This window comes from Flavobacterium amnicola, assembly GCF_004122165.1.
Taxonomy (GTDB): domain Bacteria; phylum Bacteroidota; class Bacteroidia; order Flavobacteriales; family Flavobacteriaceae; genus Flavobacterium; species Flavobacterium amnicola.
Map to the genome: position 1 here is coordinate 1,032,240 of NZ_SBKO01000001.1, position 25,114 is coordinate 1,057,353.

Here is a 25,114-nt window from a genome sequence, read left to right on the forward strand (position 1 = left end):
TTCAATACCTGAAAATAAAAAATCCGCTCACGTGTTTTGTGAGCGGATTTTTTATTCCTATGTCAGCCTCAATTATTATTTTACAGCGCTCAAGATGTCTGATTTGGCTTGTGTAACATCGTTGTTTTCTGTCCAAACTCGCACTAAATACGTAATGCCGGTTTCGGAGTAATTGGAGATGTAAATTTCAGGTTTCGGGTCTTTTAAAATAATCGAACTAGATTTTATAGATTGTTCTATTTTCGATTTGATTTCGGTTGCATTTTGTTCGTGGGTAATGGCAATTTCGAAATCGGTTCTCGAGGTATGTTTTTGGGAAAGGTTCTTAATTTTTCCGTTCGATAATAATCCGTTCGGAATATAAACCATGTGGTTGTTGCCAGTAAGTATTTTTGTGGAGAAAATTTGGATGTCTTCTACTTTGCCAATTTCACCCTGTACTTCAATTTTATCGCCCACTTTAAACGGTTTGAATAAAACAATAAGGATACCCCCTGCAAAATTAGCCAATGAACCTTGAAGGGATAAGCCAACTGCAAGTCCAGCCGCCCCTAATATGGCTACAAATGAAGAAGTTTCGACACCTAGTTTGGAAATTACGGAAATAAAAACTAGTCCTCTAATTCCCCAAAACACCAAGTCTTCTAGGAATTCTACTAAAGTGAGTTCTACATTACGGCTTAAGAGTATTCTTTTAAAACTTTTGGCAATAAATTTGGAAAGCCAAAGCCCTACAAAAAGAATGATGAGTGCTGTAATGATATTTGCCGAATAATCGAATAAGAATTTTTTAAGGGTATTGATATAGTATTCTTTATTTTCCATTTTTTTAAGTATAAAAAAGGTTAGGGATGTCCCTAACCTTGTATGGTAAAAATAATAGTGAAATTATTTAGTTTCTTCTGTGGTTTCTTCTGCTGCTTCTTCAGTAGAATCTGCAAATTCCGCTGCTTTTTCTTTGGCAGAGTCTACAGCACTGTGTGCTATTTCTTCTACTTTGTCAATTGCAACTTCTGCTTTTTCTTTTACCGTCTCCACAACGCTGTCGATGGCACTCGCTGCTTGAGGAACATATTCTTTTACTTTTTCACCCGCTTGTTCTGCAAATTCTTCTACTTTATCTACAAGTGGTGCGGCGCTTTCTTTTGCTTTTGCAATGGCATCATCAGCAAAGGTTTCTGCTTGGTCAACTATTTCGTCTACTTTTTTAGAACCAAAGATGTTCTTTATAAAACTTCCAATTCCCATTTTATTTGTTTTTTGATTTGTTAATAAATGTAATATTACAAAATATTTGCGTCGAAGGCAAAAAAAATGGTGTACATCGCACCACTTTTAAATAAATTTATGGTGTTATTCCAATTCGAAAGTCAATTTCAAATTGACTCTAAATTCGGTAACCTTTCCATCTTTTATTTGCGCACTTTGATCTTGCACATACACAGAACGAATGTTTTTCAATGATTTTGAAGCTTTTTCTACTGCTTTTCTTGTGGCATCTTCCCAGCTATTTTCAGAACTAGAAAGTACTTCGATTACTTTTAATACAGACATGTTTTTTAGTTTATTGATTATTAGCTATTAAAGTTAATAATTATAAACCTCAAAACAAAATTATCCATTGAGTGCTTCCACTTTAATTTCTTGGTCGTGAAGCATTTCTTTTAGCATGTTTTCGATTCCGTTTTTTAACGTAAAAGTAGAAGAAGGGCAACCACTGCAAGCCCCTTGTAAAATTACTTTCACTCTTTTTTCTTGCTCGTCAAAAGAGTCAAAAAGAATGTTACCACCATCTGCAGCGACAGCAGGTTTGATATATTCTTCAATGATATTGATTATTTTTTGAGAAGTGACATCTAAATTGTCAAAATTAGCAATTTGTTGTTTTTCAATATTTGCAGAAGAAGCTACTTTGGTTTCATCGACCGCGATATTTCCGTTCTCTAGAAATTCTTTTATGAAAGTTCGTACTTCATTGGTAATTTCTTGCCATTCATTTACCGCATATTTGGTTACCGAAATATAATTTTCATCGATAAAAACTTCTTTCACATAAGGGAATTTAAACAGTTCTTTGGCTAGAGGAGAAGCTTCAGTTTCGTCGATGTTTTTACATTCTACAATGGATTTTGTTAGCGCTTTGTTGGCCACAAATTTCATTACCGAAGGATTTGGCGTGCTTTCGGCATATACTGTAAAAGGAAGTTTTTTTGGATTTTCTTTCGCTTTTACTACTTCGCCGCCAGCGTTTACGTAAGCTTCCATTTGTTCGGCAACTTCAAATTTTACATCGTCCCATTCTACGATGCTGAATTTTTCGATTGCGATAAAATTTCCTGAAATGTAAACGGTTTTTACAAACGGTAAATAGAATAATTGTTGTGCTAATGGAGAATCGGCACATTCGTCTATATTTTTATACTCATAACTTTGATTTGGACAAATAAAGTAAGAGAATTCAAATTTTAATATGCTTGGATTATTAGTTTCTTTTATGGTGATAAGTTTCATGATCTTAATTTTGCTTCAAAATTAAGAAACAATTTTGTCATTACTTGTTTAGATTGTTTTTTTGCATTAAAATTAACTTTTTTGATTTTTTTTTAAAATTGTTTGCATAAGAGTTTAATTAAATGTAAAAAATTATATCTTTGGAGTCAAACATTAAAAAAATGGTCTTCATTTGAAGGCAATAATTTCTAAAGCATGAATTTTAAGAAAATATTTTTGTTGTTATCTTTTTTTGTAACGCAAATTTCTATCTCTCAGGAGGGTATAGCGGTTTATTCTGATTATTTGTCTGATAATTACTATTTATTACACCCTTCTATGGCAGGAGCGTCTAATTGTTCTAAGATTAGATTAACTGCTCGCCAGCAATGGTTTGGTAATGAAGATGCGCCTGCGTTACAGACCTTAAGTTATAACGGTAAAATTGGTGAGAAAGGATCTGCTTTAGGGGTTATCCTTTTTAATGATAAAAATGGGTACCATTCGCAAAAAGGTGCTAAACTTACTTATGCGCACCACATTATGTTCTCAAGAAGTACGGTGGATTTAAATCAATTGTCATTTGGTTTAAGTGCTGGATTAGTTCAAAATCAATTGGATGAAACTAGTTTTGATTTGAACGATTTTGATCCGATTATTGCTGGAATTTTACAAAAGGCATCCTATTTTAATGTTGATTTTGGTGCATCCTATAACTTTTTAGATTTCAATGTGCATGCAACGGTAAAAAATGCATTGTTTAGAAGTAGAGATTTATATACAGAGTACGAATCGGATAACTTAAGAAAATATTTATTAAGTGCTGGTTATACTTTGGGCGATTCTAGAAAATTATTATGGGAACCATCTGTAATGTTCCAATTGACAGAAAGAACTAAAGAAAAATCAATTGATGCCAACTTAAAAGTGTACAAAGCTGTTGATTTTGGAAAAATTTGGGGTGGTTTATCTTACAGAAGAAGTTTTGATAGTTCGCAATATATTGATGGTAATCAATTAAAAAATCAAAAATTACAATACATTACGCCTTTAGTTGGGGTGAATTATAAAAAATTCATGTTTGCTTATACTTATTCGAATGTAATGGGTGATATTAAATTTGATACTGGTGGTTATCACCAACTTACACTAGGGTTCGACTTTGGTTGTAAGAAAGAGAAATACGATTGTAATTGTCCTGCAATTAATTAATATAAACATCCCGATTTTTTCGGGATTTTTTTTGAAATCTACTATGGTTATAAAAGAAGTAAACGGAAAAGCACCTCAAATTCCTAGTGATTGTTATGTTGCTGAAAATGCCACAATTGTTGGTGATGTTTCTTTTGGTGAGAAATGCAGTGTGTGGTTTAATGCAGTGGTGCGTGGCGATGTGCACTTTATTAAAATTGGCAATAAAGTGAATATCCAAGATGGTGCTGTCATTCATTGTACTTATTTAAAACATCCAACTATTATTGGAAATAATGTTTCTATTGGTCATAATGCCATTGTGCATGGTTGTACGATTCATGACAATGTACTCATTGGGATGGGCGCTATTGTGATGGATGGTTGTGTGATTGAAAGCAATGCAATTATTGGAGCAGGATCGGTGGTGACACAAAACACCGTGGTCGAATCGGGAACGATTTATGCAGGTATTCCAGCTAAGAAGGTAAAAGATATCGATCAGAGTGATTTTGCTGGCGAAATAGAGCGTATTTCCAATAATTACGTGATGTACTCTAGTTGGTTTAAATAAACGGCTTATTTAGCCCTGATGGGAGTGTAAATCCTTTTTATGCATGTGCTTGCTTTGCAAGCTCATAATGAAAAGATTGAAACAACAGCGGGTAAGTGGTTTTGGGAATCAACAGGGTAGTGCTCCTAAAAATCTTTTTCAAAAACATTTTCGGAAAACCCCAAAATATTCTTTAGCACTTCGTCGTCGCTATTGCAGAAGAAAACTGTTTCGGCTTTTTTTTTGGAAGTATTTAGAAGATTAAAATGTTCTAAAACGGCTTTTGTTTGTTTGGCAACTGCCTCTCCAGAATCGATTATTTTGACGTGTGCCGGGATGATTTTCTTGATTTCAGGAATCAAGTATGGATAATGACTACAACCTAGCACCAGATAGTCCATGTTGGCGGCTACCATAGGACGAAGGTAGAGTTTGAGTAGATTGCGCATGTCTTCCGAATCGATTTTTCCGTCTTCAATTAATTCGACTAAACCATAACCTACTTGTTCCAGTATTTTGACGTTGGAATAATTTTCTACTTGTTTGTTAAACAATTCGCTGTTTAAAGTGCCTTTAGTGGCTAAAATACCAATAGTTTGCGTTTCCGATTGATTCGCTGCTGGTTTTATAGCTGGCTCGATTCCGATGAAGGGAATATCGTATTTGGCTCGCATTTCCTTGATGGCATTCGTGGTAGCCGTATTACAAGCCACAACAATCATTTTGCAATTTTGAGCTAATAGAAAATCGACATTTTTGAAACAAAGTTGGATGATTTCTTCCTTTGATTTTTTTCCGTAGGGTGCATTCTTACTATCGGCCAGATAGATAGTGTTCTCGTTTGGTAGTAATTGATGGATTTCTTTCCAGATGGAAGTTCCGCCTATTCCCGAATCAAATAAACCGATAGGATTGTTATTACTCATAAAACAAATGTAAAAAAAAACTGCACTAAATAATAGTACAGTTTTTTAATTTTTTATTGTGTAAAAATTAGAATTTTAATTCTTTTTTCACATCTTCGAATAAGTTTGGACCGTCAGCAACGATTAATGAAGAAGCATCCATTACATATTGAAATCCTTTAGCTTTAGCCACTTTTACGATAGCTGCTTTTGCTTTATCCATGATTGGTTTTACGATTTCAGCTTCTTTATCAGATAATTGTTTTCTAGCAGATTCGCTGTATTGTTGAATACGTTGCCCCATATCTTGCATTTCTTTCGCACGCTTTTCATTTTCAGCATCACCAGCGGTAGCAGCTTCACCTTCGTATTTTTTCATTTTTGTTTGGTATTCTGTCACCATTTTAGAATACTCACCATCAAAAGTTTTGTTTAACGTTTCTAATTGCGCTTTTGCAGTCGTCATTTCTGGCATTTTAGATAACAATTCTTGAACATCTATATGCGCTGTTTTAGCTTGAGCGTTCATTGAATTTGCTCCTAACATCATTATTGCTGCAATAAGTAAAGTTTTAACCTGTTTCATCATTTTAGTATTTATTAGTGTATTAATTTTAATTTTTCTTTTCTTTTAATTTTTCTTCTTGTGCTTTTCGCGCTGTTTCTCTATCGGCAAGAATTTTTTTCTTTTTTTCTTCTAACGCTTTTCTTCTTTCTTCTAGCGTTTTTTTGTTTTTTTCTATCGCTTCTTGTCTTTGTGCCTCTTTAGTTGCTTTGACAGAATCTTGTGCGATTTTCTTATCTTCAATTTTATTGAAAGTTTCAGTTTGTTTGTCCGCTACTGGTGTTGCTGGTGAGGTAGAATCAATTGTCGTGCCAGATTTTTTTGCTTTTTGCTCTTCTAACAATTTTTTTCTTCTTGCCTCGTAGTCTTTTTTCTTTTGTTCAGCGGCCTGTATTCTTGCTTCTTGCGCTTTTTTTACAGCTGCTTTTTTCTCATCTAACAAACGTTGTCTTTCGGCTAAAGCTGGATTGTCGGAAACAACATCTTGCGATTCTTGTTTTTCTTCTAGTGCTTTTTGCTGTTTTTTTGACATTTCTTCTCTTTTTTCAGCTCTAGTTATGGTTCGAATAACTTGGTCGCTAATGTCAAACTTCTTTGCTGAAAATAACATGGTCATGGCAGACGCTTTGTCGAAAATAAAGTCATACGCTTTGGCTTCGGCTATATCTTGAACGGCAGTAAAAACCTGATCTTGTACGGGTTTAACGATCGCTTGTTTTTGAATGGCTAAATCACCTCTTGGTCCAAATCTTTTTTGTTGGTAGTCGATTAAATCGGTTTCTAAGAATTTGATTTCTTCTTCTCTTTCTTCAATTAACTCTTTAGTTAGTAAAGCTTTCTCCGATTTTAAATTTTCTTTTAATTTTGTGATATCATTTTTTTTCGACTCGATATCTTGTTTCCATTTTTGAGCTTTTGTATCAAGTTGTGTAGATGCTTCTTTGTAGTCAGGAACATTTTCAAGGATGTAATCCATGTCTATATATCCTATTCTCACACCAACTTTTGATTGAGCGTTTACAGATAGGATGGATAGCAAAAATACAATTGATAAAAAACTCTTTTTCATAAGCTTAAATTTGGTTATAAGATATATAACGTCAAATATAATTAAAATTGTTGACCTATAATAAAATGTGTTTGCCAACCGCTTTTTTGTGCGGTTCCTGGAATTGGATCGAAACCGTGTGCAAAATCGATTCCTAACATACCAAAGGCAGGCATAAATACACGCAATCCAAGTCCGGCAGAACGTTGTAAGCTAAATGGATTGTAAGATTTGAATCCATCGTATGCAGAACCACCTTCCACAAAAGTTAAGCCATAAATAGAGGCCGCTTGTTTTAAGGTTATCGGGTAACGTAATTCTAATGAAAACTTATTATAAACCGTACCACCAACTTGTTGGCCGAAACGAGAATTATTTGTATCCGTAATAGTTGGAGTTAAAGAGTTGTTTGGGTAACCACGTAGCTGGATGTTTTCACGACCGTCCATTGAGAAGTTCGCCATTCCGTCTCCACCTAACCAAAAACGTTCGAAAGGTACTAAGCCTCTGTCGTTGTTGTAAGCACCCATGAAACCAAACTCACCTAAAGTACGTAACGTTAATTTTTCATAAATTTTAGTAAACCACTCTGCTTTAAATTTAACTTTATAGTATTCTAACCAATTGAATTTTTTCTGATCTAGCTTTGCTTGATTAACAGAAGCTAAGTTGAAATTGGTTTTACTCGCAAATTGATAAACGCCACTTCCTGGTGTAGTTTCAACGATGTAATCTCCGGTTACTGGAAGATTTCCGTCAACCACTGTGATTGTTTGTGTGCCGTCATATTTCATTTTGTATTCTTCTTGATTGCCTAGAGTAGCATAATCAATTTTGTTGAATAATGAATAAGGCGGTGTGAATTTTGCAGTCACACTAAATTCAGAACCATATGTTGGGAAAACAGGATTCAAACCTTTGTTGTTTCTTGAAAATCCAACAGTATATGATAAATTTCTGGAAACACCATTTCCGAAAGTAAACAGTCCAACATTATAATTGTTCATGTCATAAAATTGAAAACTAACGGCATGTGAAAGTGTGAAAAAATCATCTGGCACTTTTAGTCTTTTTGCTGTACCAATAGAAGCAGAAAAAATATTAAAACTTTTAGTTTTGTCTACTTGTCCTGAATTGTTGGCTGCAAATTGCTTACTGTAGGATAACGAACTAAATAATTGTACTGGTTTTTTTCCTCCAAACCATGGTTCTGTGAAAGAAAAACTATAGGTTTGGAAATAGGTACTGGCTTGTAAACGCAAAGAAAGTTTTTGACCATCACCCATGGGAAGAGGTTTGTACGCATTTTTCTTAAAAATGTTGCTCATAGCAAAATTATTAAAAGACAATCCTAAGGTTCCAATGAAACCACCACCACCGTAGCCTCCTTGAAGTTCAATCTGGCTGGCTCCTTTTTCTACTACATTATATTTGATGTCGACAGTTCCTGCGGCAGGGTCAACATTTTCAAAATCAGGTTTAATAGCTTCGGCATCAAAGAACCCTAATTGACCAATTTCACGAATGGTTCTTACTAGGTTTTCTTTACTATAAACATCGCCTGGTTTAGTTCTTAATTCACGGTAAATTACTTTGTCGTTTGTTTTGTCATTTCCAACTACTGATATTTTGTTGAAATAAGCCAATGGTCCTTCTACAATTCTTATGTCTAGATCAATTACATTGTTTTCTGTTTTTACTTCAACAGGATTAATGTTAGAGAATAAATAACCATTGTTTTGGTATAAGTTTGTTAAATCTTCACCATCAGGTTTAGATTTGTCGGCAATACGTTGGTCTAGTAAAACACCGTTGTAAACGTCTCCTTTTTGGATGCCTAAATAACGCGCTAGTAATTGGTCGCTATACACGGTATTTCCAAGAAAATTGATATCTCCGAAGTAGTATTTTTTACCTTCTTCAACTTTTAAATTTACTGTTATTTTGTTCTTTCTTTCATCAAAAATCACAGAATCGGATACGACACGAGCATCTCTAAATCCGTTTTCCTTATATTTTTCAACAATTTTGTCTAAATCTTCTTTGTATTTGTCTTTTTTGAATTTTCTTGATTTTAACAATACAAAATTTTTCAAACTAAACTGACGTGTTTCTTTCATAGCATTTCTCACTTTGCTATCTGAAAGTTCTGAATTGCCTTCAACATTTATGCTTTGTACTTTAATTTTCTTGCCTTTGTCAATGTTTACAACCATGTTTACATGATTGATAGTCTCTTTGTCTTCTTCTATGGCAATGTTTACTTTCGTGTTGTAGTACCCTTCTTTTTTGTATTTGTTTTCAATATAATATTTGGTAGTTGTGATAAGGTTTTCGTTTACTATTTTCTCTTCTGTTAATCCGTTGTCTTTGGTTAACGATTCAATAGCACCTTTTTTTACTCCAACAAACTTTACTTCTTTAAGTTTAGGTAGTTCGTTTAAGTTTAGCTCTAATGTAATACTATCGCCTTCAATTTTATCTACAAAATAGTTGACATTGTCATACATGCCAAGCTTCCAAAGTTTTTTGATGGAGTTAGTGATTTCTTCGCCTGGAACAGTAATAGATTGTCCTTTTTCAAGACCAGCGAAAGTTACTACAGTTTGCTCGTTATAAGAAACTTTTCCGGTAACCGTAACTTTTTTAAGAATATAAACTTTTCCTTGGTCAAATTGAAGTCTGTCTTGAGCAATTACTTGTGTTGATGTACTTAAAAATAAAAAGAACAGCACTAATTTTATGCTGTTGTTGAAATTAAAAATATTATTTAATTTGTTCGCTTGTTTTTCCAAATCTACGTTCTCTTTTTTGATAGCTAATAATGGCTTCATATAAATTGTCTTCACTAAAATCTGGCCACAACACATCGGTAAAATAAAATTCTGCATAGGCTATTTGCCATAACAAAAAATTACTAATTCGGTGTTCGCCACTTGTTCGTATTACTAAATCAACATCGGGTAAATCCTGTGTGTAAAGATGATTATTAAATATCGATTCGTCAATACTGTTTGTTGAAATTATGTTATTTTTAACTTTATCTGCTATTTTTTTAACAGCATTTAAGATTTCTTCTCTAGAGCCATAACTAAGCGCAAGAGTAAGGGTCATTCGTTTGTTTTCTTTGGTTTTTTCGATAACTTCTAGGAGTTCTTTTTGAACCGATTTTGGAAGATTATCAATGTTGCCAATGCTGTTTAACTTTATGTTGTTTTTAACTAAAGTGTCGAGCTCTTTTTTTAACGAATTGATGAGCAACTTCATCAATGTGTCTACTTCTAATTTAGGTCGGTTCCAGTTTTCGGTTGAGAAAGCATAGAGTGTTAAATTTTCTATTCCTAATCGAGCACAAGTTTCAACGGTAGTTTTTACTGATTTGGTTCCGTTTTCGTGACCAAAGGCACGTAACATTCCTTTTTGTTTTGCCCAACGACCATTGCCATCCATTATGATAGCTAGATGTTTGGGTAAATTATCGGTATTTATACTATTTACTAAACTCATTTTATTCTACGCAAAAACAAGGGTTTTGACCAAAAGTATAGGTTAGGGTGGCTCCGGTAAACACATACCAGTCTTTACTGTTTGTATTTCCGAATTTAAGATGGCTTAAAGTGTTGCTTTTAGGAAAACTTCCATCCAAATCGTCTGCAAAAGTATATCTAGCGCCGCTTTCTAATCCCAATACTAATTTATTTGAAATTTTCATTTTAATTCCCACAGTCATAGGGATTGCCATAGCCCAGGAATCCTTTTCTGTACGTTGCAAATTTCCAATAAAATATAAATTATCATATTTGAAATAACTCAAACCCGTATATATATAAGGAGTGACAAAAAAAGGTTGCTGGTGCAAATCGAAATCAAAAAAATTGAATTCTAATCCTGCTGAAAGCTCGGTAACATTGTTTTCGAATTTAAACCCACGATCCTCACGTCCAGGAATCTTAGATTCCAAATCGTTGCCTGATATTTTTCCGGTTATTGCCGAAAAACGCCACGAATGCCTTTTGCTTCTGTTCCATTTGTAAATAATTCCAAAAGCAGGCTCGTTTGGAGCAATATAATTGGTTTTTCCAATGTCGCCAATATAATTAGCACCACCACCAAAAACACCTATTTCGTGCAATTGTGCCTGCGCTTGATTAATAGCTAAAAGGGATATGATTATGTAAAAAAACTTCTTCATTTTTATAATAGCTTGCAAATATACTAATTATGGACACTAAACAAAGTGAATTGTGATATTCTGTCGAAATGTTTTCGACAATTTTATAAACTAAAAACGGAAAAGTGAGGATTGTAGTATTTATCTCCGATTTAATTGCGCTTGTCTTCGCCAAAAAGGAGTTTTTTGCGCAATGTTTTTAAGAAAGTTTCTTCCGAGATTTCGACCATGTTGATTTTAAAGGGTGTTTTCTTAATGGTTAATACGCTTTCGTTTTTTACAGAAGCGATTCGAGAATCTAAGGAAACCAAATAATTTTCTTCGCGTCCTGAAATTTTAAGTTTTAAAACGGTATTGTCCGGAATTACGATGGGTCTGGCATTCAAATTATGAGGCGCGATAGGCGTGATGACTAAACTGCTGGCTTCGGGGGTTAATATCGGCCCGCCGCAACTTAAGGAATATCCTGTAGAACCTGTCGGGGTGGAAATAATTAAGCCATCTGCCCAATAGGAAGTTAAGTATTCGCCATTTAAATAGGTTTCGATGGTAATCATCGAAGTAGTATCTTTTCGACTAACGGTCACTTCGTTCATGGCGAAATTAATTTCAGAAATCGAATCCACTTTTGGAGTACAACTCAAGCTTAATAAAGTACGTTTTGAAATTTTATATTTTTTTTCCAGCACTAATTGTAAAAAAGTTTCAATGTTTTCTTGTTGCACATTGGCTAGAAATCCTAATCGGCCTGCATTAATTCCTAAAATTGGGATGCCAGAGTTGCGAACATAGGTAACAGCTCGTAGGAAAGTTCCGTCGCCACCAACACTTAATAGCATGTCGTAGCTTTTGTCTAATTCTTTGTGTGAGGAATAAGTGGAATAGTTTTTATTGACCGCTTTGTTTTCTTGAAGCATTTTTAGAAAATTGGCTTCAATAGTAAAAGTCACTTTGTGCGTTTCCAAAAACTGTAAAAGTCTCTTAATTATTGGAGAGGTAGTGTTTTGGTAAAACTGACCGTAAATGGCGACTTTCATAAATTAGATGTTAAGGTATTTGTCCAAATAATCGGAACGTTCTTTCAAAGTTTTCAAATAATCGTCTTCCTGATGTTCGGAAATGATCTCGTATTCATAACGACGAAACGTTTGAATGATTTCATTTAAACTGCCTTCCGCTATTTTTAGCGTAATCTGTACTTTTTCCGCATCTGAACTAGATATATAAGCACCCAAAATTTTAGCGTTATTACCTTCCACAATTTGTGAAATCTGACTAAATGAATACCCGTTAATTGGTTTTTCAACAATGATAATACCTCCTAATTCTTTTAAAAACGGGGTTTCATTGAAAACTTTGATTAAATCTTCCAATTCATAGTAACCAATATAATTATTAAGTTCGTCAAGAACCGGAATAACATTGGTTTCGTTTTTGGCAAAATCATCCAAAACATCTAATAAAACGGAATTTTTTCGAGTAAAAAAACCTTCAAAAGTATATTTGTAATCGATTAATTTTTTATCAAAATCAAAAGAATCAATATCTTCTGCCGAAATATTTCCAACAAAAACGCCTTCTTCAATCACAGGGAAATGAGAAAAAGGAACGTCAAGAAAAAAATCTTGTGCGTTGGCAACCGTTTCTTGAATTTCAAGCGGTTTCAAATCTTGGTTAATATAATCGGATAAAACTGTCATAGGAGTTCGATAATAATCTTCTGCAAAATAATTAAAAAATAAGATACTGACCTTGTTTAAGTTCGTATTTTTGTCATTCAAACCTAAAGTTACGTCAAAAATGACACAAAACCAATGTAAATTAAGTGTAAACATAAATAAAATTGCCACTTTGCGTAATTCGCGTGGCGGAAACACGCCTAATGTTGTTGAAGCCGCAAAGCGTATTCAAAGTTTTGGTGCGCAAGGAATTACCATCCATCCACGACCCGACGAGCGTCATATTCGCTATCAGGACGCACGTGATTTGAAAGAGGTAGTCTATACCGAATATAATATAGAGGGAAATCCACAGCACAATTTCATCGATTTGGTTTTAGAATGTAAGCCTACTCAAGTAACTCTGGTTCCCGATGCAATTGGAGCATTAACGTCGAATGCTGGATGGGATACTGTAAAAAATCAATCCTATTTGAAAGAAGTAATTGCCGAATTTCAACGCAACGGAATTCGAACGTCAATCTTTGTTGATCCTGTGTTGGAAATGATTGAAGGAGCAGCAGCAACCGGGACAGAACGCATTGAATTTTACACAGAAGAATTTGCACACCAATACGGTCTGGGTAATACCAATGGAATTTTGCCTTATGTGGCAGCGGCTAATTTGGCGAATGAATTAAAATTAGGGATTAACGCCGGCCATGATTTGAGTTTGGATAATATTCAGTTTTTTAATCAAAATATTCCGGGATTGTTAGAAGTTTCTATTGGTCATGCATTGATTTCAGAATCGTTGTATTTGGGATTGGAAAATGTAGTTCAAATGTATTTGCAAAAATTGAAATAAGATGTTGCTTCATTCAAATATAACAGGTCAAGGAAAGCCACTAGTCATCATTCACGGTTTTCTCGGGATGTCCGACAATTGGAAAACCTTAGCGGCACAATATGTAGGCGAAGGCTTTCAAGTGCATGCGTTGGATTTGCGCAATCACGGAAAAAGTTTCCATTCGGAGGATTGGGGTTATGAGGTTATGGTGCAAGATGTAGTAGAGTATTGTACATTCCATCAATTAACAACTATTTCAGTCATTGGGCATTCTATGGGTGGAAAAGTAGCCATGTTGTTGGCAACGACCTATCCGGATTTGGTGGAAAGACTAATTGTGGCCGATATTGGTCCAAAATTGTATGCTCCCCATCATCAAACCATTTTGGCTGCTTTGAATGCGGTCGATTTTGCTAAAAAACCTTCCAGGGCTGAAGCGGAAACAATAGTTTCGGAATACATTCACGATTTTGGAACCCGTCAGTTTTTGTTGAAAAATTTATACTGGGTAGAACCAAGACAATTGGGTTTTCGTTTCAATTTAAAAGTGTTCAATGAAAATACCTCCGCAATTGGTGATGCCTTGCCTTTTGAAAATCAATTTGATAAAAAAACCTTGTTTTTAAGAGGTGATAAATCCGATTATATTTTGGATTCCGATTTTGAAACAATTTATCATCATTTTCCAAAAGCTGAAATCGAAACGGTTTCCAATGCAGGACATTGGCTTCATGCCGAAAATCCTTCAGAATTTTTTGAGAAAACGGTACACTTTTTGAATAACTAACCAAAAACAAATAAAAAAATGAACTTATTAAAAAGACTTTTAATTTCAACAATCATTGTGTTGTTGTTGGCCTATTTTTTAAACGGAGTATCGGTAGCGAATCCATTGACTGCAGTTATAGTGGCGGTTGTTATGGCGCTACTCAATACATTTTTAAAACCTATTCTAGTGTTTTTTACTTTGCCAGTAACTATTTTTAGTTTGGGATTATTCTTATTGGTAATTAATGCTGCAATGGTGTTGTTATGTGATAAATTAGTGGATGGTTTTGAAGTGGCTACTTTTTTTACCGCATTACTTTTCAGTGTGTTTTTGTCAATTTCACAATGGGTGTTGTATAAGTTTATAAAAGACTAAAAATTAGTCGGTTAATTTTCAATTAAATAAAATTTGTTGGGTGGTAGAAATTATGTAATTTTGCCACCCAATTTTAGTACCTAAAAAACACAGATAATGAAACCGAAAATTAAAATAATTTGAGGTTCCATCTTACAAATTGAAAAAAAATAAATACAAAAGATGAATATTACAAAAACGAATATTGATGCGTTAAACGCAGTAGTGACAGTGGCAGTAGCAAAAAATGACTATGCAGCAAATGTAGAGAAAGTAATGCAAAACTACCGTAAAAATGCTAACATTCCTGGTTTCAGAAAGGGACAAGTACCTATGTCTTTAATTCAAAAGCAATATGGTAAAGCGGTTTTAGCGGAAGAGGTTAACAAATTAATCCAAGAAGGTTTAAATAAATTCTTAACAGAAGAAAAATTAGATATTTTAGGAAATCCATTACCAAAATTCAACAATGAATTGGACTGGGATGCCGATGATTTTTCTTTCGAATTCGAATTAGGTTTAGCGCCGGAGTTTGATGTTACTTTAGAAGGTAAAAATGATTTGACATATTTCAAAATCGTTGCCGACGATAAAATGTTAGACGAGCAAGTAAAACGTATTCAAAAACAATACGGAAAAATGATTGCTAAAAACGAAGTGGCTCAAGACGATGATATTCGTGGTGCTTTTGTGAACGAAGAAAAAGGAATCAACAAACCTGCTCAAATTACCTTAGATATTTTCAAAAGCAAAGAAGCCGCGAAAGCCTTCATTGGGAAAAAAGTTGGTGATGTAGTTTCAGTGGCAACTAAAGGTTTGTTTGATGATGACCATAGATTAATGGATTACATGGGAGTAGGTCATGATGATGTTCACGGTTTGGATATTAACGTTGATTTCAAAATCGAAGAAATTACGACTAGCGAACCAGCTGAATTAAACCAAGAATTATTCGATAAATTATTCGGACCTGGAGCCGTTTCTTCAGTGGAAGATATCAAAGCAAAAATTAAAGAAGATGCTGAAAAGCAATTTGCGCAACAAGCCGATCAAAAATTCTTTAACGATGCTACCGAGTTTTTAATTAAAAAACACCAAGTAGAATTGCCAGCAACGTTCCTTAAAAAATGGATTCAAACAGTTGGTGAAACACCTTTAACTGCCGAACAAGCTGAAGCAGAATATGCAAAATCAGAAAACGGATTGCGTTACCAATTGATCGAAACGAAAATCATTACTGGTAACAACTTACAAATCACTTTCGAAGATTTAAAAGCATACACCGGTGAAGTTATCAGAAAACAAATGGCACAATTTGGTCAATTAGATCCTTCTCAAGAAGATGTTGACGGAATCGTTGCGCGCGTGATGTCGAATCAAGAAGAAGTACGCCGTTTGTCAGAACAAGTAATGAGCGAAAAAATGCTAAACTTGTTCAAAGAGAAATTCAATGCGAAAACAAAAGAAGTTTCTTACGACCAATTCATAAAAGAAATGTACGGAGAATAATCTTCAAAAATTCCTTATATTTGAGCGTCAGATGATAAATTTGACGCTTTTTTTATAGACAAAATGGCATGTTTGTGATTGTGGAACAACCTTTGAAGGTAAATTCTCGTCTATAGATATAAATCAAATACTAATCGAATAAAAATACTAGCATGAATTACGGTAAAGAGTTTAAAAAATTTGCTACAAAACACCATGGTGTAAACAGTATGTACTACGATAAAATTGTAAGTAGTATGACCCCGTATATTATTGAAGAACGTCAGTTAAATATTTCGCAATTAGACGTTTTCTCTCGTTTAATGATGGATAGAATTATCTTCATGGGAACTGGAGTAGACGATTATATGGCAAATATTATTCAAGCGCAATTGTTGTTCTTGGAAAGTGTAGATGCTTCTAAAGATATTCAAATCTATATCAATTCTCCAGGTGGAAGTGTCTATGCTGGTTTGGGTATTTACGATACGATGCAATTTATCAAACCTGATGTAGCGACAATCTGTACCGGTATGGCGGCTTCAATGGGAGCAGTATTATTATGTGCTGGTGCCGATGGAAAACGTTCGGCGTTACCCCATTCAAGAGTGATGATTCACCAACCTTCAGGTGGTGCACAAGGAGTAGCGACGGATATGGAAATTAACTTAAAAGAAATGTTGAAATTGAAAGACGAACTATACAATATTATAGCACATCATTCAAAACAACCTTTTGAAAAAGTTTACAAAGATTCAGAAAGAGATTACTGGATGATTGCTGATGAAGCAAAAGAATACGGAATGATTGATGAAGTGTTAAGAAGATAAATTTAGTAATCAAGGATATTGATTACTACACAAAAAAATGGCAAAAGAAATATTAGAATGCTCTTTCTGCGGAAGGAAAAAACCCGAAACCAACTTGTTAATTGCAGGTATCGACTCTCACATCTGTGATCGTTGTATCGAGCAGGCACATGGTATTGTTTTGGAAGAATTAAAAGCAACAGGATTGTCTAAAAATGTGGCCGATTTGGTCTTGAAAAAACCAAAAGAAATCAGAGCCTTTTTGGATAAATATGTAATTGGACAAGATCAGACGAAGAAAGTAATGTCGGTAGCGGTATACAATCACTACAAAAGATTGATGCAATTGGACCATGGTGATGATGTGGAAATTGAAAAATCAAACATCATTATGGCAGGACAAACCGGGACTGGAAAAACATTAGTGGCGAAGACCATTGCCAAAATGTTGGATGTGCCTTTGGCTATTGTTGATGCTACCGTATTAACCGAAGCCGGTTATGTAGGAGAAGACGTGGAAAGTATTTTGACGCGTTTGCTTCAGGCAGCCGATTATGATGTAGAAAAAGCACAACGCGGCATCGTTTTTATTGATGAAATTGATAAAATTGCGCGTAAAAGCGACAACCCATCGATCACTCGTGATGTATCGGGAGAAGGGGTGCAACAAGCTTTATTGAAATTGTTGGAAGGAACCGTTGTCAATGTGCCACCCAAAGGAGGGCGTAAGCATCCGGATCAGAAATTCGTGGAAGTCAATACCCAAGATATTTTGTTTATCGCTGGTGGTGCTTTTGACGGGATTGAAAGAATTATCTCCAAACGATTGAATCGTCAAGCGATGGGGTTCAGTTCTTCCAAAGAAACGGATAAAATCGATGAAACCAATTTGTTGCAGTACGTGATTCCGAAGGATATTAAGGAATTTGGATTGATCCCTGAAATCATTGGTCGTTTGCCGGTGTTAACCCATATGGATCCGTTAGACAAGAAAACACTTCGTGCCATTTTGACCGAGCCTAAAAATGCTTTGGTAAAACAATATAAAAAGTTATTTGCGATGGATGAAATTGATTTCTCTATTGATGATGAAGCGTTGGATTATATTGTAGATAAAGCTTTAGAATATAAGTTAGGTGCGCGTGGATTGCGTTCGCTTTGTGAAGCAATATTAACCGATGCGATGTATGAAATTCCTGGTTCTGACACCAAGGAATTACATATCGACAGACATTATGTAGAAGAAGCCTTAACTAAAAACTTATTAAAGCGTTTAGAGATTGCTTCCTAATAAATAATAACAAAAAAGCCCCGATATTCTCGGGGCTTTTTTTATGTTGATATTGTTATTTAATCTCCAATTCGAAAGGAAGTGATGCTTGAACACCTCTTTTTGAATTCAACTTTTTGATTTGCTGAATCATTTGATAATTTTCTTCACCTAACTCTTCTTTTAAAAGTGTTTCACGAGATTTCATAAAACTTAAGAAACCACTATTCTCAAATTTCTCAAAGAAATCCATTTTAAATTCAGGATAGGCTACGGTATCATATTCTTCTAGTTTTACCAAGCTTGCCGCATACGCTAAGGCATCATCCATTCCTCCAATAGCATCAACCAAACCTAGTTTTAAAGCGTCAGAACCTGCCCAAACACGTCCTTGAGCAATAGCATCTACTTGAGCAAAAGTCATTTTACGACCCGTTGCCACACGTGTTACAAAGGTTTTGTAAATACTTTCTACTCCTTCTTGTGTGAAGTTTCTAAAATCGGCATCCAACGGCTCGAACGGACTGTATCCAGATGCGTTTTTATGCGTTTCGACTAATTCGGTATTAATCCCATATTTACTTGTTATTTGAGATAAGTTTGGTAACATACCAAAAACACCGATAGAACCTGTAATAGTAGAGTTTTCAGCAAAAATTTTATTGGCATTACAAGAAATATAGTAGCCTCCCGAAGCTGCTAAATTCCCCATAGATACTACCACTGGTTTGGTTTTTTTTGTGATTTCAATTTCTCTCCAAATCAAATCCGAAGTTAACGCACTTCCGCCTGGACTATCCACACGTAGTACAATGGCTTTTACTTCTTCGTCTTCACGCGCTTCTTTCAAGGCACGACGCATAGAACCTTCACCAACAACATTCAAATCACCTTCGCCTGAGCCAATTTCTCCTTGCGCATAAATCACTGCAATTTTATCTTTGGTAGAAAATTCAGAGTCAATAGCAATATCTCTGGAGTAATCCATGATGTCTACCGTATTGTACTCTTCTTCTTTTTCAATGTCTAATAATTTTTTGATGTCGTTGTGATAAACATCTTCATACGCCACTACGTCTACAAGTTTGTTAGCTTTCGCCATTTCAGGTGTTCTAGCAAGTAAATCGGTTGCAATGGCATTTAGTTTTTCCACTGGAATATTTCTTGATTTCGCAATATCTACCACAATTGAATTCCAAATTGAATTTAAAAAGGTTGTGATTTGTTCGCGATTTTCAGGACTCATTTCACTTGCTAAGAACGGTTCAACCGCACTTTTGTATTTTCCATGACGAATGACTTCCATTTTTAAACCGGTTTTGTCTTGGAAATCCTTGAAATACATTACTTCAGTAGAAAGGCCTTTGAAGTCTAATTCGCCCACAGGATTCAAATATACTTTTGTCGCTACTGAATTTAGATAATACTCTTTTTGAGAAATGACATTGCCATACGCCAATACGAATTTTCCTGACTTTTTAAATTTTTCCAGTTCATCACGTAAGGCTTTGGTTTGTGCTACCCCTAAATTTAAAGTAGTATTTAAAATCGAAATACCTTTGATTTTTTCATCGCTTGCAGCAGCATCAATAGCTTTTAAAACATCGGATAAACCTTCGCCAGTTCCTTTTTCATTCAAAAAAGGCATGTCTTCATAATTGTACTTTCCGCCATAATCATTGGTCACTTTTTCCAAATTCAATTCTAAAACCGAATTGTCTTTGACTACTGTTTTATCATCGCCACCAAAAAGGGCTCCTAGTATAATTATTCCAAAAAAGAATAACACACAAAATAAAAATAAGCCAACAATAGTGGCCAATACGTTCTTTAAAAAATTCATCTTCAATCTTATTTTATTCTTAATTAGTAGTCGGTTTGTGTTTTTTGTTACAGTCAAATAGTTATTAACAGAATATTAAATTAATTATTACCGTCGATTTCTTTTTAGTTACTTTGTCGTGCTATGAATTTGCAGAAAAAAGTTGTCCTTTCATTAGGAAGTAATATCGGAAATCGACTCGAAAACATCGAGACTTGTATTCAATTGGTGCACCAACGAATTGGATTGGTTTTGCGTGTTTCACAACTCTTTGAAACGCCATCTTGGGGTTTTGAAAGCGATGCCTTTTACAATTGTGCCGTACTTATTCATACTTCTTTTTCGGCAGAAAAGATTTTGCGTAAAATCACGGCTATTGAAAAAGAAATGGGTCGTACACGCAAGAAAGATGCCGGTTATGAAGCCAGAATTATAGACATCGATATTATTACTTTAGAAGAGCAAATTATCACCACTGAAAATGTCACAATTCCGCACACGCAAATGCAGCATCGGAAATTTGTCTTACTTCCGTTTCAAGATTTGAAATGGGAATGGCAACATCCTATTTTAAATAAATCGATTCCAGAACTGATTCAAACGTGTGAAGATAAAAGTGATTGCAAAATTGTAGCCTCGTTAACCGCTCCCGCTATGAATTGTAATGTAAATCAAATCAATTACATCGCGATAGAAGGAAATATTGGCGCGGGCAAAACTACTTTAGCGACTAAAATTTCGGAAGATTTTAATGCGAAGTTGGTATTGGAGCGTTTTGCGGACAATCCGTTTTTGCCGAAGTTTTATAAAGATCAAAACCGGTATGCCTTTCCGTTAGAAATGTCATTTTTGGCCGATCGCTACCAGCAATTGGCGGATGATTTGTCGCAATTTGATTTGTTTGCCGATTTCGTGGTGGCCGATTATCATATCTTCAAATCCTTAATTTTTGCCAAAGTAACCTTGCAGGAAGACGAATTCCGATTGTATAAAACGTTGTTTGATATCATTTACAAAGAAATGCCAAAGCCGGATTTGTATGTGTATTTGTATCAAAATACCGAAAGATTGTTGAAAAACATCAAGAAACGCGGTCGTAGTTACGAACAGGAAATTCCCGCGGAATATTTAGATAAAATCAATCAAGGTTATTTGGATTATATCAAAACACAAACCGATTTGAATGTATTGGTTATTGATGTTTCCGATTTTGATTTTGTAAAACGTCAAGAAGATTATATCACTATTTTACAAGCGATTCAAGAAAAGTTGGATTGTTAGATGGTTTCGACTAAGTCGTTTTCAACTTACAAAACAAATCCCAAATCACAATTCCTGTACTGACAGAAATGTTTAGCGAATGCTTGGTTCCCAATTGCGGAATTTCAATCGCACCATCACAAAGTTTCACCGCTTCTTGATTGACTCCGAATACTTCATTCCCAAAAACCAAGGCGTATTTTTTATTCGTTGCTGTTTTAAAATCATCCAAGAAAATAGCATTTTCTACTTGTTCGATGGCAAAGACTTCCACATTTTGAGATTTCAAATCGGAAATCACTTGTAATACATCTTTTTGATATTCCCAAGTCACCGTGTCGGTTGCGCCAAGTGCTGTTTTGTTAATTTCTTTATTGGGTGGTGTAGCCGTAATGCCGCACAAATAAATTTTTTCAATCAAAAAGGCGTCGCTTGTTCTAAAAACCGAACCAATATTATGCAAACTTCTGATGTCATCCAATACAATGATAATTGGCGTTTTTTCGGCTTGCTTAAATTCTTCTATCGATTTTCGGTCTAATTCGCTGTTTTCAATTTTTCTCATGCTGCAAAAATAAAAAATCCCGATTAGTAATGAACCAATCGGGATGAAATTATATTATAGTAAAGTATTAGCTTTTTGGCATATCTACAACTGGTCCTGCTGGAGCCGCTGGAGTTAGTGGAGATACTGGCGCCGCTTTAGCGTTTACAGTTCCTTTGATAGTAACCACTTTTGTTGGTAAATCTTTCGCATTTGAAGTAATTGTTACCGATTTTGTAAAAGCACCTACTCTGTTTGTGTCATATTTTACCCCAATAACCGCTTTTGCTCCTGGAGCAATTGGTTCTTTAGGGAAAGTTGGTACTGTACAACCACAAGAGCCAACCGCATTAGAAATTACTAATGGTTCTGTACCGTTGTTAATAATCGTGAACTGTCTTTGACCGTCAGCTCCTTGCTCTATAGTTCCATAATCTACTGTTTCAGATTCAAATGTCATCGCTGGTCCAGCAACTTTTACCATTTCGAATTTAGGAGCTTCTTCTTTTTTTGAAGCCACTTTAGTTGTTTTTGCTTTTTTTACTTTTTTAGTGTTCTTAGCAATTTCTTGAGCAGATGCATCTAAATTTCCGAAGAAAGCTATGGCAGCAGCCATTAGTATTATTTTTTTCATAATTCAATAAATAGATTTAATAAACAAATGTAAAAATATTTAAACAAATATTGAGCCAAAATAAGTAAATTCGTCGCCAATAATCAAAAAATTTAACGTTTTGTCAACAAAAGAAAAATCGCCGAAGGAAACTCCGCTGATGAAGCAGTATAACGAGATAAAGAACAAGTACCCAGATGCTTGCTTATTGTTTCGCGTTGGGGATTTTTATGAAACTTTTGGGGAAGATGCGATTCGTGCCTCCAAAATTTTAGGAATTACGTTAACAAAACGAGGAGCTGGTTCCGAAACCGAAACCGCTTTAGCCGGTTTTCCGCATCATTCCATCAATACCTATTTGCCAAAATTGGTTAAAGCTGGACTTCGAGTGGCCATTTGTGATCAGTTGGAAGATCCTAAAATGACCAAAACGATTGTAAAACGAGGAGTGACTGAATTGGTTACACCAGGTGTTTCGATGAACGATGAGGTCTTGGTTTCAAAGTCGAATAACTTTTTAGCTTCTATATATTTTGGAAAGAAGCAACTAGGCGTTTCATTTTTGGATGTATCCACAGGAGAATTTTTGACTTCCGAAGGAAATGAAGAATATGTAGACAAATTGTTGCAAAATTTTGGTCCGAGTGAAATTTTGGTGCCCAAACAAAACAAAAAAGATTTTTTAGAAACGTTTGGCGATAATTTCCATGCCTTCTATTTGGAAGATTGGATTTATAAAGAAGATTATGCGGTTGAAACCTTAACCCAGCATTTTCAAACCAATTCCTTAAAAGGGTTTGGAATTGAAGAGTTGCAACACGGCGTAATTGCTTCGGGGGCTATTTTATATTATTTATCCGAAACCCAACATAATAAAGTACAACATATCACGTCTATTCAGCGAATTGCAGAAGATGCTTACGTTTGGATGGATCGTTTTACGATTCGAAATTTAGAATTGTACCACAGCTATAATCCGAATGCCGTTACACTTTTGGATGTGATTGACAAGACTCTTTCGCCAATGGGCGGAAGATTGCTAAAACGTTGGTTGGCCCTTCCATTGAAGGATTTGACCAAAATCAGAAGTCGTCATGAAGTGGTCGGTTATTTGAAAGAAAATCAAGAAATTCTACATCAAATTCAATACCAAATCAAACAAATTTCCGATTTGGAACGTTTGATTTCCAAAGTGGCTGCCGGTCGTATTTCGCCTCGGGAGTTGGTTTATTTGAAAGTGTCTTTAGATGCTATTATTCCAGTGAAAGAATTGGCGTTGAAAAGTCCACAGGAAGCGGTAAAAGTAATTGGCGACAGTCTGCACTCTTGCGATTTGCTTCGCGAAAAAATTGGAACGACTTTAAATCAAGAGGCGCCCGTTGCAATTAACAAAGGAAATGCAATTGCGTTTGGAGTCAATGCCGAATTGGATGAATTGCGAAATATTTCCAATACCGGAAAAGGGTTTTTGGATGCTATTGAAAAGAGAGAGTCGGAAGCGACAGGAATTCCGTCACTAAAAATTTCTTTCAACAATGTTTTTGGCTATTATATTGAAGTTCGAAACACGCACAAAGACAAAGTGCCATCGGAATGGATTCGTAAACAAACTTTGGTCAATGCGGAGCGTTATATTACGGAAGAATTAAAAGAATACGAATCGAAGATTTTAGGTGCTGAAGAAAAAATCCAGCAATTGGAAAATCAGTTGTTTGAGCAATTGGTGAGTTGGATTGCGACCTACATCAAACCGGTGCAGTTGAATGCTAATTTAATAGCACAATTGGATTGTTTGTGTTCGTTTGCACAATTGGCTATCGATAATAATTACAGCCGTCCAGAAATTAACGATTCGTTTGAATTGGATATTAAAAATGGACGTCATCCAGTGATCGAAAAACAATTGCCCATCGGTGTGCCGTATATTGCCAATGATGTCTTTCTGAACAGAGATTCGCAACAAATCATTATGATTACTGGTCCGAATATGTCGGGTAAATCGGCTATTTTGCGTCAAACCGCCTTGATTGTATTGTTGGCACAAATGGGAAGTTTTGTTCCTGCTGATGCCGTTACAATGGGATTAGTAGATAAAATTTTCACCCGAGTAGGGGCCAGCGATAATATTTCGATGGGAGAATCTACGTTTATGGTAGAGATGAACGAAACCGCTTCCATTTTGAATAATATTTCCGAGAGAAGCTTGGTGTTGTTGGATGAAATTGGTCGTGGAACCAGTACCTATGATGGTGTTTCGATTGCGTGGTCGATTGCGGAGTTTTTGCATGAAAATCCGGCGCAACCCAAAACCTTGTTTGCGACACATTATCACGAATTAAACGAAATGACCGAAAGTTTGCCTCGTATTCAAAATTATAATGTTTCGGTAAAGGAATTAAAAGATACAGTGCTTTTCATTCGTAAATTAGAAAAAGGGGGAAGTGCACATAGTTTTGGTATTCATGTGGCTAAAATGGCCGGAATGCCGCAAATAGTAATTCAGAAAGCCGGGAAAATCTTAAAGAAACTAGAAAAGAATCATTCGGGAGAAGTATTGAGCGGCATTAAATCGGCGAAAGATGAAATGCAGCTAAGTATTTTCAATATGGATGACCCGCTTTTAGAAGAAATCAAAGAAGAAATTTTGAGTTTAGACATCAATACACTGACTCCAGTGGAAGCTTTGATGAAATTGAACGAAATTAAACGTATGATTTCAAAAAAATAAAAGGATAAAGAATTACAATTCAAGAG

At 35.1% G+C, this 25,114-nt stretch carries 25 protein-coding genes; 10 read left to right on the forward strand and 15 right to left on the reverse strand.

What is annotated here, in order from left to right; genetic code table 11:
- Window positions 1-75: 75 nt before the first annotated feature.
- The 4 genes from EQG63_RS04560 to EQG63_RS04575 form a co-directional block, all read right to left on the reverse strand.
- Window positions 76-825, reverse strand: coding sequence for a mechanosensitive ion channel family protein (locus tag EQG63_RS04560; RefSeq protein WP_129434874.1), 750 nt, complete (start codon window positions 823-825; stop codon window positions 76-78).
- 63 nt (window positions 826-888) lie between these two features.
- Window positions 889-1,248, reverse strand: coding sequence for a hypothetical protein (locus EQG63_RS04565; protein ID WP_129434876.1), 360 nt, complete (start codon window positions 1,246-1,248; stop codon window positions 889-891).
- A 105-nt stretch (window positions 1,249-1,353) separates the two neighbouring features.
- Complete coding sequence (locus tag EQG63_RS04570) at window positions 1,354-1,554, reverse strand: dodecin family protein (protein ID WP_129434878.1); 201 nt, start codon at window positions 1,552-1,554, stop codon at window positions 1,354-1,356.
- 60 nt (window positions 1,555-1,614) lie between these two features.
- Window positions 1,615-2,511: a NifU family protein gene (locus EQG63_RS04575; protein WP_129434880.1), complete on the reverse strand. Its 897-nt coding sequence runs from the start codon at window positions 2,509-2,511 to the stop codon at window positions 1,615-1,617.
- Window positions 2,512-2,706: 195 nt separating this feature from the next.
- On the opposite strand from EQG63_RS04575, the gene EQG63_RS04580 reads away from it, so the two are divergent.
- Window positions 2,707-3,702 (forward strand): PorP/SprF family type IX secretion system membrane protein, encoded by a 996-nt coding sequence (locus EQG63_RS04580; RefSeq protein WP_129434882.1) that lies wholly within the window; start codon window positions 2,707-2,709, stop codon window positions 3,700-3,702.
- A gap of 43 nt (window positions 3,703-3,745) precedes the next feature.
- Window positions 3,746-4,255, forward strand: a complete 510-nt coding sequence (locus tag EQG63_RS04585; protein ID WP_129434884.1) for a gamma carbonic anhydrase family protein — start codon at window positions 3,746-3,748, stop codon at window positions 4,253-4,255.
- A gap of 125 nt (window positions 4,256-4,380) precedes the next feature.
- Here the strand turns inward: EQG63_RS04585 and murI are convergent, their stop codons facing one another.
- From murI to EQG63_RS04625, 8 genes are all read right to left on the reverse strand, one after another.
- Window positions 4,381-5,160: a glutamate racemase gene (murI, locus tag EQG63_RS04590; RefSeq protein WP_129434886.1), complete on the reverse strand. Its 780-nt coding sequence runs from the start codon at window positions 5,158-5,160 to the stop codon at window positions 4,381-4,383.
- Window positions 5,161-5,227: 67 nt separating this feature from the next.
- A complete protein-coding gene (locus EQG63_RS04595; RefSeq protein WP_164974452.1) occupies window positions 5,228-5,725 on the reverse strand; it encodes an OmpH family outer membrane protein in 498 nt (165 codons plus the stop codon).
- Window positions 5,726-5,753: 28 nt separating this feature from the next.
- On the reverse strand, window positions 5,754-6,773 hold the full coding sequence (locus EQG63_RS04600; RefSeq protein ID WP_129434890.1) for an OmpH family outer membrane protein: 1,020 nt from the start codon (window positions 6,771-6,773) through the stop codon (window positions 5,754-5,756).
- A gap of 41 nt (window positions 6,774-6,814) precedes the next feature.
- Window positions 6,815-9,586 carry an outer membrane protein assembly factor BamA gene (gene bamA, locus EQG63_RS04605; RefSeq protein WP_129434892.1) on the reverse strand — a complete coding sequence of 924 codons (2,772 nt, stop codon included), beginning with the start codon at window positions 9,584-9,586 and terminating at the stop codon, window positions 6,815-6,817.
- Window positions 9,519-10,259, reverse strand: coding sequence for an isoprenyl transferase (locus tag EQG63_RS04610; protein WP_129434894.1), 741 nt, complete (start codon window positions 10,257-10,259; stop codon window positions 9,519-9,521). Before EQG63_RS04610 ends, bamA begins: the two co-directional genes overlap by 68 nt.
- Window position 10,260: 1 nt before the next feature.
- Window positions 10,261-10,944, reverse strand: coding sequence for a type IX secretion system protein PorG (gene porG, locus EQG63_RS04615; RefSeq protein ID WP_129434896.1), 684 nt, complete (start codon window positions 10,942-10,944; stop codon window positions 10,261-10,263).
- Between the two features lie 131 nt (window positions 10,945-11,075).
- A complete protein-coding gene (locus EQG63_RS04620; protein WP_129434898.1) occupies window positions 11,076-11,960 on the reverse strand; it encodes an NAD kinase in 885 nt (294 codons plus the stop codon).
- 3 nt (window positions 11,961-11,963) lie between these two features.
- Complete coding sequence (locus EQG63_RS04625; protein WP_129434900.1) at window positions 11,964-12,623, reverse strand: CBS domain-containing protein; 660 nt, start codon at window positions 12,621-12,623, stop codon at window positions 11,964-11,966.
- Between the two features lie 100 nt (window positions 12,624-12,723).
- Between EQG63_RS04625 and EQG63_RS04630 the strand changes: the two genes are divergently transcribed.
- The 6 genes from EQG63_RS04630 (at window position 12,724) to clpX (ending at window position 18,142) form a co-directional block, all read left to right on the forward strand.
- Window positions 12,724-13,449 carry a pyridoxine 5'-phosphate synthase gene (locus EQG63_RS04630; protein WP_129434902.1) on the forward strand — a complete coding sequence of 242 codons (726 nt, stop codon included), beginning with the start codon at window positions 12,724-12,726 and terminating at the stop codon, window positions 13,447-13,449.
- Window positions 13,450-13,453: 4 nt separating this feature from the next.
- A complete protein-coding gene (locus EQG63_RS04635; protein ID WP_129435281.1) occupies window positions 13,454-14,218 on the forward strand; it encodes an alpha/beta fold hydrolase in 765 nt (254 codons plus the stop codon).
- 18 nt (window positions 14,219-14,236) lie between these two features.
- Window positions 14,237-14,575: a phage holin family protein gene (locus EQG63_RS04640; RefSeq protein ID WP_129434904.1), complete on the forward strand. Its 339-nt coding sequence runs from the start codon at window positions 14,237-14,239 to the stop codon at window positions 14,573-14,575.
- Window positions 14,576-14,737: 162 nt separating this feature from the next.
- A complete protein-coding gene (gene tig / locus EQG63_RS04645; protein ID WP_129434906.1) occupies window positions 14,738-16,063 on the forward strand; it encodes a trigger factor in 1,326 nt (441 codons plus the stop codon).
- 152 nt (window positions 16,064-16,215) lie between these two features.
- Entirely contained in the window at window positions 16,216-16,872 is a 657-nt protein-coding gene (clpP, locus tag EQG63_RS04650; RefSeq protein WP_129434908.1) for an ATP-dependent Clp endopeptidase proteolytic subunit ClpP, read from the forward strand.
- Window positions 16,873-16,909: 37 nt separating this feature from the next.
- The gene (gene clpX / locus EQG63_RS04655) at window positions 16,910-18,142 is read left to right on the forward strand and encodes an ATP-dependent Clp protease ATP-binding subunit ClpX (protein ID WP_129434910.1); all 1,233 of its coding nucleotides are present in this window, start codon (window positions 16,910-16,912) and stop codon (window positions 18,140-18,142) included.
- 55 nt (window positions 18,143-18,197) lie between these two features.
- On the opposite strand, the gene sppA is transcribed toward clpX, so the two are convergent.
- Window positions 18,198-19,964, reverse strand: a complete 1,767-nt coding sequence (gene sppA / locus EQG63_RS04660; protein WP_129434912.1) for a signal peptide peptidase SppA — start codon at window positions 19,962-19,964, stop codon at window positions 18,198-18,200.
- Between the two features lie 123 nt (window positions 19,965-20,087).
- Here sppA and folK point away from each other — a divergent pair, with 123 nt between their 5' ends.
- Complete coding sequence (gene folK / locus EQG63_RS04665; protein ID WP_129434915.1) at window positions 20,088-21,224, forward strand: 2-amino-4-hydroxy-6-hydroxymethyldihydropteridine diphosphokinase; 1,137 nt, start codon at window positions 20,088-20,090, stop codon at window positions 21,222-21,224.
- Window positions 21,225-21,234: 10 nt separating this feature from the next.
- On the opposite strand, the gene EQG63_RS04670 is transcribed toward folK, so the two are convergent.
- Window positions 21,235-21,768 (reverse strand): RNA methyltransferase, encoded by a 534-nt coding sequence (locus EQG63_RS04670; protein ID WP_129434917.1) that lies wholly within the window; start codon window positions 21,766-21,768, stop codon window positions 21,235-21,237.
- Between the two features lie 67 nt (window positions 21,769-21,835).
- Window positions 21,836-22,381 (reverse strand): DUF1573 domain-containing protein, encoded by a 546-nt coding sequence (locus EQG63_RS04675; RefSeq protein WP_129434919.1) that lies wholly within the window; start codon window positions 22,379-22,381, stop codon window positions 21,836-21,838.
- 100 nt (window positions 22,382-22,481) lie between these two features.
- Between EQG63_RS04675 and mutS the strand changes: the two genes are divergently transcribed.
- A complete protein-coding gene (gene mutS, locus EQG63_RS04680) occupies window positions 22,482-25,088 on the forward strand; it encodes a DNA mismatch repair protein MutS (RefSeq protein ID WP_129434922.1) in 2,607 nt (868 codons plus the stop codon).
- The last annotated feature ends 26 nt before the right edge of the window (window positions 25,089-25,114 follow it).